7 protein-coding genes are annotated in these 11,540 nt (G+C 39.9%); all 7 read left to right on the top strand.

Annotated elements, in window-relative coordinates:
* Positions 1–4 precede the first annotated feature (4 nt).
* Positions 5–2,122, top strand: a complete 2,118-nt coding sequence (locus AC3WJF_RS10605) for a heterodisulfide reductase-related iron-sulfur binding cluster (RefSeq protein ID WP_492451907.1) — start codon at positions 5–7, stop codon at positions 2,120–2,122.
* Between the two features lie 589 nt (positions 2,123–2,711).
* Positions 2,712–3,893, top strand: coding sequence for an acetyl-CoA C-acetyltransferase (locus AC3WJF_RS10600; RefSeq protein ID WP_492451905.1), 1,182 nt, complete (start codon positions 2,712–2,714; stop codon positions 3,891–3,893).
* Between the two features lie 255 nt (positions 3,894–4,148).
* Complete coding sequence (locus tag AC3WJF_RS10595) at positions 4,149–5,000, top strand: 3-hydroxybutyryl-CoA dehydrogenase (RefSeq protein WP_492451903.1); 852 nt, start codon at positions 4,149–4,151, stop codon at positions 4,998–5,000.
* A 34-nt stretch (positions 5,001–5,034) separates the two neighbouring features.
* Positions 5,035–6,156 (top strand): acyl-CoA dehydrogenase, encoded by a 1,122-nt coding sequence (locus AC3WJF_RS10590; RefSeq protein WP_492451901.1) that lies wholly within the window; start codon positions 5,035–5,037, stop codon positions 6,154–6,156.
* Positions 6,157–6,168: 12 nt separating this feature from the next.
* The gene (locus AC3WJF_RS10585; protein ID WP_492451900.1) at positions 6,169–7,308 is read left to right on the top strand and encodes an acyl-CoA dehydrogenase; all 1,140 of its coding nucleotides are present in this window, start codon (positions 6,169–6,171) and stop codon (positions 7,306–7,308) included.
* Between the two features lie 207 nt (positions 7,309–7,515).
* Entirely contained in the window at positions 7,516–8,097 is a 582-nt protein-coding gene (locus AC3WJF_RS10580; protein ID WP_492451969.1) for a TetR/AcrR family transcriptional regulator, read from the top strand.
* A gap of 14 nt (positions 8,098–8,111) precedes the next feature.
* Positions 8,112–11,378 carry a fused isobutyryl-CoA mutase/GTPase IcmF gene (icmF, locus tag AC3WJF_RS10575; protein WP_492451898.1) on the top strand — a complete coding sequence of 1,089 codons (3,267 nt, stop codon included), beginning with the start codon at positions 8,112–8,114 and terminating at the stop codon, positions 11,376–11,378.
* Positions 11,379–11,540 lie beyond the last annotated feature (162 nt).

The raw sequence follows: 11,540 nt of genomic DNA, 5'->3' as shown, positions 1-11,540 counted from the left end.
AAATATGAATTGGTTATTGTGGGTGAATTGGATTGCATTTCTTTTTGTAACCGCTTACGCAATATCCTTGTTTGTGTACGTGGTCAAAACGAGGGTTCAATATATCAAACTAGGGAAAAAAGTAGAGTTTGATAAACGTATGAAAGAACGGATGCAAAAGATATGGGTCAACGTATTTGGACAGAAAAAGCTGTTAAAGGATAAGAAGAGCGGTGCGATACATGTCATGTTCTTCTACGGATTTATATTAGTCCAATTTGGTGCCATCGATTTTATTTGGAGAGGGTTAGCGCCTGATTCCCATCTGCCGCTTGGACCATTGTATTCTGGCTTTACGTTTTTCCAAGAAATTGTTACGCTAGTTATTTTAGTAGCTACTTTTTGGGCTTTTTATCGTCGTTATATTGAAAAATTAGTTCGTTTAAAAAGAGGTTTCAAATCAGGACTTGTCTTATTATTTATCAGTGGATTAATGTTATCTGTTTTAGTAGGAAGTGGAATGGGTATCATTTGGCATGGTGAAGAGCTGTCTTGGACTGAGCCAATTGCATCTTGTATTGCTTTAGCATTCGGGTGGGTCGGCAATACAGCGGCTATCGTTATTTTCTATATTGCATGGTGGATCCATTTAATTTTCTTACTATCATTCCTAGTATATGTTCCACAATCCAAACATGCCCACTTAATTGCGGGACCGGCAAACGTATTTTTAAATCGTTTAGATGGTGTTGGGAAGTTAAGTTCAATAAACTTTGAAGATGAATCGCAGGAATCATACGGAGTTGGAAAGATTGAGGATTTCACACAACACCAACTAGTAGATTTATATGCTTGTGTGGAATGTGGGCGATGCACGAATATGTGCCCGGCAACTGGAACAGGAAAAATGCTGTCTCCAATGGATTTAATCGTGAAGTTAAGGGACCATCTAACAAACCATGGTGCCGCCGTTACTTCAAGACAACCGTGGGTTCCAACCTTTGCATTCGCACAAACGAAAGGCAATCAAATTGCGTTAGCAAGTGCTGGAAAGGGAGTAGAGGAGTCTGCAGCAGCTATTAGCTACAGTTCAAGCCTTATTGGTGATGTCATCACAGAAGAAGAAATTTGGGCGTGTACAACATGCCGTAACTGTGAAGATCAATGTCCGGTTATGAATGAGCATGTGGATAAGATTATCGACCTTCGCCGTTATCTTGTTTTAACCGAAGGAAAAATGAATCCAGATGCGCAAAGAGCGATGCAAAACATCGAGCGGCAAGGAAATCCGTGGGGATTAAATCGCAAGGAACGCGAAAACTGGCGTGAAGCAAGAGAAGATGTTCATGTTCCTACTGTAAAAGAAGCGAAAAAAGCAGGAGAAGAGTTTGAGTATTTATTCTGGGTAGGATCAATGGGATCCTTCGATAACCGTAGTCAGAAGATCGCCCTATCTTTTGCGAAACTTATGAATGCAGCGGGAGTTAAGTTCGCAATTTTAGGAAATAAAGAGAAAAACTCTGGTGATACTGCACGACGCTTAGGAAATGAGTTTCTATTTCAAGAGCTCGCACAGCAAAATATTGATGAGTTCCAGAAAAATGATATAAAGAAAATTGTTACGATTGATCCGCATGCTTATAACATCTTTAAGAAGGAATATCCTGACTTTGGACTTGAAGCAGAAGTGTATCATCATACAGAGCTTCTTCATACATTATTGATTGAAGGGCGTATTGTACCAAAATACGAGGTAAACGAAACGATCACCTTCCATGATTCCTGTTACTTGGGACGTTATAACGATGTATACGATCCACCACGTGAAATCTTAAAATCATTGCCTGGTGTTAAACTTGTGGAAATGGAACGCAATCGCGAAACAGGAATGTGCTGTGGCGCAGGCGGTGGATTAATGTGGATGGAAGAAGACACTGGTCAGCGTATCAATGTTACACGTACAGAACAAGCATTAGCAGTAAATCCGTCTGTCATCAGTTCTGGATGTCCTTATTGCTTAACCATGTTATCGGATGGTACAAAAGCGAAGGAAGTAGAAGACACAGTTAAAACATATGATGTGGCAGAACTTCTTGAAAAAGCTGTATGTGGAGAGCCAGAGCAAACAACTGTTGCTTCATAAATAATTTTGTGAATCTTTACTAAAATAATTCAATTTCCACTATTAATGATTTATTATAAGATTATAAAAATAAAAAGGGACTCTCATGTCCCTTTTCCATTAACGATTTGTCGAGCGAGCGTTCAGTCAATTAATTAAAGGCTATTTTTGTTCAAATTATTGCTTTTCGTATATTGTTTAAGATCTTAATATGGTTTAGTTCGGGGCATCTTTTCTTAAAAGAAATATCTATTCTAAATCTGACAGAGGAAATCAAACAATCAGATGAATAAAGCAATAAGGTTTAAGAAAAAAGCCTTTAGTGAAAGCGGTTACCATCAGAATCTCAAAGTAGTATAAAATTTGAAGTGAAGTTAGGAGCTGTCTAGCTCCAGCGCCTATCGGCTAGTGGATTTCTACGTCTCCTCCCTACGATAAGTCAACATCAGGTGAAATTGGTACTTCAAATTTCACTCGGTGAAAATGGTAGTTCAATTTTCAATAGCTCGTGAACTACCTCAGCACGGTTTCCTTTATCTCAGTCGAAGACTACGAAATCCATACGCCGATGAGCAAGGCGCCTACGCTTTTCTATTAGGAGGAGATTGAAATGGCAAGAACAGTGATTCTAAGTGGTGCAAGAACACCTTTTGGCAAATTTGGCGGTGGGTTAAGTTCATTAACTGCCACACAGTTAGGTGGAATAGCTGTTAAAGAAGCAATCCAGCGCGCGGGTGTCCAACCGGAAGAGATACAAGAAGTCATTTTAGGTACTGTTTTACAAGGTGGGCAAGGCCAAATCCCTTCCAGACAAGCAGCGAGAGAAGCAGGAATTCCTTGGGAAGTTAAAACAGAAACCATTAATAAGGTTTGTGCATCAGGAATGAGAAGCGTTACTCTAGCAGACCAAATTATTCGTGCTGGTGATGAGGATTTGATCGTTGCAGGTGGAATGGAATCTATGTCAAATGCACCTTATTTTCTTCCTAACGCACGCTGGGGATTAAGAATGGGTGATTCACCTCTTAAAGATCTTATGATTCATGATGGATTAACATGTTGTTTCAGCGGAGTTCATATGGGTACTTATGGAAACAGTACAGCGGAAGAATTCGAGATTACGAGAGAAGAGCAAGATAAGTGGGCGTATAGGAGCCATCAACGTTCCGTTGAAGCGACGGAAAAAGGGTTGTTAGCAGAGGAAATTGTCCCTGTTGCAGTTCCGCAGCGCAAAGGGGAACCAATTGTAATAAAAGATGATGAGGCACCAAGAAAAGATACTTCCCTTGAGAAATTGGAAAAATTATCTCCTGCCTTTGATAAGAACGGAACGATAACAGCGGGAAATGCACCTGGAGTCAATGATGGTGCTGCAGCGTTGGTATTAATGAGTGAAGAAAGAGCACAGAAAGAAGGCAAAGAACCGCTAGCTTACATTTTGGGCCATACAGCTATTGCGATAGAAGCGAAAGATTTTCCACAAACACCTGGATTAGTCATCAATGAGCTTTTAAAGAAAACAGGAAAAACTGTGGATGAAATCGATTTGTTTGAGATAAACGAAGCATTTTCGGCTGTTTCATTAGCTAGCAGTAAAATTGCTAATCTTAATCCGGAAAAAGTAAATGTCAATGGCGGGGCCGTTGCGCTTGGACATCCGATTGGTGCAAGTGGTGCGAGAATTATTTTAACACTAGCTTACGAGTTAAAAAGACGCGGAGGCGGAATTGGAATAGCTGCCATTTGCTCCGGAGGCGGTCAAGGCGACGCTATTATGATAGAGGTTAAGTAAGAAAAGCGGAGGCGCCTTGCCCATTGGCGTACGGATTTCGTAGTCTTCGACTGAGATAAAGGAAACACAGTGAGGTAGTTCACGAGCTATTGAAAATTGAACTACCATTTTCACCTGATGTTGACTTATCGTAGGGAGGAGACGTAGAAATCCGCTAGCCGATAGGCGCCGGAGCTAGACAGAGTCAACACTTGTTAAATTACTTTGAGATAAAAACTTTTACTTTCTTATCTCTTAAACAGGGAGGTCCATTCAATGAATATTAAAACAGTAATGGTTATCGGTGCTGGCCAAATGGGTTCGGGAATTGCCCAAGTTTGTGCACAAGCTGGCTATAAAGTAATTTTAAATGATTTAAAGGATGAGTTTGTGGAAAAAGGTTTAGGTATTATTTCTAAAAATCTTTCCCGTCAGGTTCAGAAAGAAAGAATGACGGAAGCCGAAAAGAATAGCATTCTAGCTAATTTAGTGAAATCTACGAATCTAGAAGATGCCAAAGAAGTGGATATTGTCATTGAAGCAGCAGTTGAAAACATGAATATTAAAACGAAAATTTTCGCTGATTTAGATCAAATTGCACCAGAGCATACAATTTTGGCTTCCAACACATCCTCACTACCAATTACAGAAATCGCTGCAGCTACGAAGCGACCGGAAAAAGTGATAGGTATGCATTTCATGAATCCGGTACCAGTCATGAAACTGGTGGAAATCATTCGTGGGCTTGCGACAGCTGATGAGGTATATCAAGTCATTGAAGATATGACAAAGACATTGAACAAGGTACCAGTAGAGGTTAATGATTTTCCAGGTTTCGTTTCCAATCGTGTCCTTATGCCAATGATCAATGAAGCAATTTATACATTATATGAAGGAGTAGCAACGAAGGAAGCGATTGACGAGGTTATGAAGCTTGGGATGAACCATCCAATGGGACCACTTACTCTTGCTGATTTTATCGGTTTAGACACATGTCTCTATATTATGGAAACCCTTCATGAAGGGTTTGGAGATGATAAATACCGACCTTGTCCACTACTCAGAAAATATGTAAAAGCTGGTTGGTTAGGTAAGAAAACAGGACGCGGATTTTATACTTATAACTAACTAGGAGATTAGATAGAACAAAGGGGTGACAGGGATGGATCTACATTTTACAGAAGAGCAAATCATGATGAGAAACATGGTTCGTGATTTTGCGCAAAGACAAATTGTCCCTTTTATAGAAAGAATGGAAAATGGTGAATTCCCGAGAGAAATCCTCCGAAAAATGGGGCAGCTTGGTTTGATGGGAATTATAGTACCCGAAGAGTATGGCGGATCGGGAATGGACTATACGTCTTATGTTATCGCGTTACATGAGCTTTCTAAAGTCAGTGCAACAATAGGGGTTATTCTTTCGGTACACACATCAGTGGGCACAAGTCCAATCCTGTATTTTGGTACCGAGGAACAAAAACAAAAATATGTTCCGAAACTAGCATCAGGGGAATATTTAGGAGCATTTTGCTTAACAGAAGCAAATGCGGGTTCAGATGCTAGAAGCCTTCGAACAAAAGCGGTCAAACAAGGGGATTATTATATACTAAATGGCTCGAAAATGTTTATTACAAACGGCGGTGAAGCAGATATCTACATTGTATTTGCCAAAACAGATCAAGATGAGGTCACCGCATTCATTGTAGAAAAGAATACTCCAGGACTAATAGTCGGTAAAGATGAACACAAAATGGGGCTACATGGCTCTAGAACCGTACAACTAACCTTTGAAGACATGAAGGTTCCTGTAATAAATCGATTAGGTGAAGAGGGACAAGGCTTTAAAATTGCCATGGCTAACTTGGATAGCGGACGTATTGGAATAGCTACCCAAGCCCTTGGGATAGGTGAAGCAGCTTTTGAAAAGGCAGTTGAATATGCAAAGGAACGGAAGCAATTTGGTAAGCCAATTGCTGCACAACAAGGGGTTGGCTTTAAGCTGGCGGATATGGCGACAAGTGTAGAAGCTGCAAAATTACTTGTATACCAAGCGGCAAACCTTCGTACCGGAGGACTTCCTTGTGGTAAAGAAGCTTCCATCGCAAAATTATTTGCTTCTCGTACGGCTGTAGAGGTAACAACAGAGGCAATACAAGTGTTTGGGGGCTACGGATATACGAAGGAATATCCGGTAGAAAGGCTATTCCGAGATGCGAAAATCACCGAAATATATGAAGGTACAAGCGAAATTCAGCGCGTTGTTATTAGCAAATATTTAGTCTAGGAGGAGAAGTTAGTGAATTTTAAACTATCTGAAGAACATGAAATGATTCGAAAAATGGTCCGTGATTTTGCAGAAAATGAAGTAGCTCCAACAGCTGCGGAACGTGATGAAGAGGAACGCTTTGACCGTGAGATTTTTGATAAGATGGCCGAACTTGGTCTAACGGGTATTCCATGGCCAGAAGAGTACGGTGGTATTGGTAGTGATTATTTGGCTTATTGTATTGCGGTAGAAGAGCTATCAAGAGTTTGTGCATCAACTGGTGTAACGCTTTCCGCTCATACTTCTTTGGCAGGATGGCCGATTTTTAAATTTGGTTCCGAAGAACAAAAACAAAAATATTTACGTCCAATGGCAGAAGGCAAAAAGATTGGCGGCTATGGCTTAACAGAACCAGGCTCTGGATCGGATGCTGGTGGCATGAGAACAACTGCACGTCTTGAAGGAGACCACTATGTATTAAATGGCTCTAAGATTTTCATTACTAACGGCGGGATTGCAGATATTTATGTTGTATTTGCTTTAACAGATCCATCCTCTAAGCAAAAAGGTACCAGTGCCTTTATTATCGAATCTGATTTCCCTGGGTTCTCCGTAGGTAAGAAAGAGAAAAAACTAGGAATCCGTTCATCGCCAACTACAGAAATTATTTTTGAAGATTGTATTGTTCCAAAGGAAAACCTTCTAGGAGAAGAAGGGGATGGTTTCAAAGTTGCGATGATGACATTAGATGGTGGGCGTAATGGGATTGCTGCCCAAGCGGTGGGAATTGCTCAAGGTGCACTTGACGCGGCTGTTGCTTATGCGAAAGATCGCCATCAATTTGGTAAGCCAATTGCGGCAAACCAAGGGATTTCATTTAAATTAGCGGACATGGCAACAAATGTGGAAGCTTCTCGTCTATTAACCTATCAAGCAGCATGGCTAGAGTCGAATGGATTGCCATACGGAAAAGAATCGGCAATGTCGAAGCTTTTTGCTGGGGATACAGCAATGAAGGTGACAACGGAGGCTGTTCAAGTGTTTGGTGGTTATGGATATACAAAAGATTATCCAGTTGAAAGATTTATGCGTGATGCAAAAATTACACAAATCTATGAAGGAACACAAGAGATTCAAAGATTAGTTATTTCACGAATGCTGACAAAGTGATAAGAAAAGCGAAGGCGCCTTGCTCATCGGCTAGCCGATAGGCGCTATTGAAATTGAACTGTAAATTTCACCTGGAGCTAGACAAAGGCCAATCTAGTGAAATATTTATAAATTTTTTCCACTATAAATTTTAAGAAAGAGGCGGTAGATTCAGTGAATAAAAAACGAACGGTCCATGCCTCTGTGAAAGACGAACGTTTAGTAAAAATGCGCAGAAATCAAATGATTCGCGGTGCTGTAGCCCTTTTTAAACAAAAGGGCTTTCACCGCACCACAACACGGGAGATTGCACAAGCTGCAGGATTCAGTATCGGAACATTATATGAATATATTCGAACAAAAGAGGATGTCTTGTATTTAGTTTGTGATAGCATCTATGACCAGGTACGCGTGCGTTTGCAGGGAATGGATGTCGATAAGGGAACCTTGGATAGCTTGAAGCTAGGGATTGCCTATTATTTTAAAATCATGGATGAAATGCAGGATGAAGTGCTCGTTATGTATCAAGAAGCGAAGTCATTATCGAAGGATGCTCTTCCTTATGTTTTAAAAAAGGAATTGGAAATGGTTGGGATGTTTGAAACGATTATTAGACGCTGTATCGATAATGGCGAGCTAGTAATGGACGATGCACACATTGATTTATTATCCCATAATATCTTTGTGCAAGGTCAAATGTGGGGATTTAGAAGATGGGCTTTAGGGAAAAGCTACACAATCGACGACTATATTAAAGTACAAACCGATTTGATTTTTACAGGACTTAAACAATATCAAACACAACTGTGAACAGGGGGATGAAAATGAGCACAGTTCAAATCTATCGACCAAAACATGCGGTTCGTTTTGTTACTGCATCAAGCCTTTTTGATGGCCACGATGCTTCCATCAATATAATGAGGAGAATTTTGCAGTCAAGCGGAGCAGAGGTTATTCACCTTGGCCATAATAGGTCCGTGGAAGAGGTTGTAAATGCGGCTATCCAAGAGGATGTACAGGGAATTGCAATTTCTTCGTATCAAGGTGGACATGTTGAATATTTTAAATACATGTATGATCTGTTGAAGGAAAGAGGAGCATCACATATCCGTATTTATGGCGGAGGAGGCGGAGTCATCATTCCGCGTGAAATAAAAGAGCTTCACGATTATGGAATTGCCTGGATTTTCTCTCCAGAGGATGGAAGAAAGTACGGTCTTCAAGGGATGATTAATATCATGATAGAAGAATGCGATCATCCTACTTTTTCAGGATCCTTGCCAGAAGAAATCGAAAAGCTGCAAACAGGAAATGTTAATTCAGTAGCGAAACTTATCACATTAGCAGAAAATCAATCAGAGCTAGAAGCTGAAGCGACAACTGCTGCCGAAGCTGCTTTTCATGCATTGAAAACAATGGAATCTAAATCCCCTGTAATCGGAATTACCGGTACAGGTGGAGCGGGGAAAAGTTCTTTAACAGATGAATTAATTCGTCGTTTTCTTAATGAAATTCCTGACAAAAAGATTGCCATATTATCTGTTGACCCAACAAAGCAAAAAACTGGTGGAGCATTACTAGGCGATAGAATTCGCATGAACGCCATTTTTAACTCTCGTGTCTATATGAGAAGCTTAGCTACGAGAGGCTCAAGAACCGAGTTATCCCTTGCTATTTACGATGCGATTAATGTCGTGAAAGCTGCCGGGTTTGACTTAATCATTGTTGAAACAAGCGGTATCGGACAGGGTGACGCAGAAATTACAGAGATTTGTGATATCTCTATGTATGTGATGACAAGTGAGTTTGGTGCACCATCACAATTGGAAAAAATCGATATGATTGATTATGCCGATCTTATCGTTATTAATAAATTTGAACGCCAAGGCTCAGAAGATGCTAGGAGTCAAGTTCGTAAGCAATATCAGCGCAGTCATCTGCTTTTCGAGCAAGAATTAAAAAATATGCCTGTGTATGGAACAATCGCAAGTCAATTTAACGATCCGGGGACAAATTCCCTTTTTGCAGCTTTGATTGAAAAAGTGAATGAAAAATTGAATATAAACTGGGAAGTACCATTCTCAAAGGATGCGAAAGTTGAAAAGCAAAACGTGATCATTCCTAATAGCAGAAGATATTATTTACGTGAAATTTCAGATACAGTCAGAAGCTATCATAAAAAAGCGACAGAGCAGGTTCGTTATGCAAGAAAGCTTTTCCAGTTGGAGGGCACTATCCAAGCTGCGCAGGAAACAGGATTAAATCAAGACGTTATTTCTTCTCTTGAAGCATTAAAAAAAGATACGGAAGAAAAACTTACAACGGAATCCAAAAAAATATTAAGTAGCTGGAACGAGACAAAAGCAAAATATTCGGGTGACCAATTTATCACGAAAATACGTGATAAAGAAATCGTAACCGAGTTAAAAACAATCAGTTTGTCCGGATTGAAAATACCGAAAGTGGCTCTTCCGAAATATGAGGATTACGGCGAAATTTTAGGCTGGGTGTATAAAGAAAATGTTCCAGGTTCATTTCCGTTTACGGCAGGAGTATTTCCTTTTAAACGTGAAGGGGAAGATCCGAAACGGCAATTTGCGGGTGAAGGAACCCCGGAAAGAACCAATCGCAGATTTCATTACCTATCAAAGGATGACTCTGCTAAGCGTTTAAGTACGGCATTTGACTCTGTCACTTTATATGGAGAAGATCCGGATTATCGTCCAGATATTTATGGGAAAGTTGGAGAATCCGGAGTGAGTATTTGTACTCTAGATGATATGAAAAAGCTGTATGATGGCTTTGACTTATGCCATCCATCCACATCCGTATCTATGACCATAAATGGACCTGCGCCGATTATTTTGGCAATGTTTATGAATACTGCTATCGATCAACAAGTTCAAAGGAAAGAAGCCGAGCTTGGAAGAATTTTGACAGTAGAAGAATTTGCAGAAGTGAAAGAACAAACATTGCAAGTTGTGCGCGGAACTGTTCAAGCAGATATTTTAAAAGAAGACCAAGGTCAAAATACATGTATTTTCTCAACAGAATTTGCCCTAAGAATGATGGGGGATATTCAGCAATACTTTATCGACCAGAAAGTGCGAAACTATTATTCTGTTTCTATCTCCGGCTATCATATCGCAGAAGCAGGAGCAAATCCAATTTCACAGCTAGCTTTTACATTGGCAAATGGTTTCACTTATGTGGAATATTATTTAAGTCGAGGCATGAATATTAATGATTTTGCCCCAAATCTTTCCTTCTTCTTCTCGAACGGCCTAGATCCTGAGTACTCCGTGATTGGAAGAGTAGCTAGAAGAATTTGGGCAACAGTCATGAGAGATAAATACGGAGCAAATGAACGCAGCCAAAAGTTGAAATATCATATTCAAACATCTGGACGTTCCTTACACGCTCAAGAAATTGATTTTAATGATATTCGTACAACGTTACAAGCATTAATGGCCCTACACGATAATTGTAATTCTCTTCATACAAATGCTTACGATGAAGCGATTACGACACCAACAGAGGAATCGGTAAGACGGGCAATGGCCATTCAAATGATTATTACAAAAGAGCATGGATTGACGAAAAATGAAAATCCATTACAAGGTTCCTTTATCATTGAAGAGCTTACAGAGCTAGTAGAAGAAGCTGTCCTTCAAGAATTTGAGAAAATCAATGATCGTGGCGGTGTGCTTGGTGCGATGGAAACCCAATATCAACGCGGTAAGATTCAGGAAGAATCTATGTTCTATGAAATGAAGAAGCATACTGGCGAGCTTCCGATTATTGGGGTAAATACTTATTTAAATCCAAATCCTCCATCCGAGGAAGAGATGAATAATATTGAACTTGCCCGTGCAACAACGGAAGAAAAAGAAACGCAAATTAGCAATCTCCATGGTTTCCAAAAAAGTAATAAAGACAAAGTAGAGGATGGGTTAAAGAAACTAAAACAAACTGCAGTGAATAATGGTAACATCTTTGCAGAATTAATGGAAACGGTTAAAGTGGCAAGTCTTGGACAAATAACTCAAGCACTTTACGAGGTAGGCGGACAATATAGAAGAAATATGTAAGGAAAGAATCAAAATAGCTCTGATTAATTGTTCAGGGCTATTTTGTTGCTTGAAAAATTATAAAACTTATAAGTGTGGATAACTATTCAGGAAAAATTTCTACTTCTAGCTCCAGGTGAAAATACACTACAATTTAAATAGCGCCTATCGGATAGCGGATGA

Source organism: Heyndrickxia sp. FW510-T9 (assembly GCF_058781025.1).
This window is presented reverse-complemented; position numbering and strand designations above follow the sequence as displayed.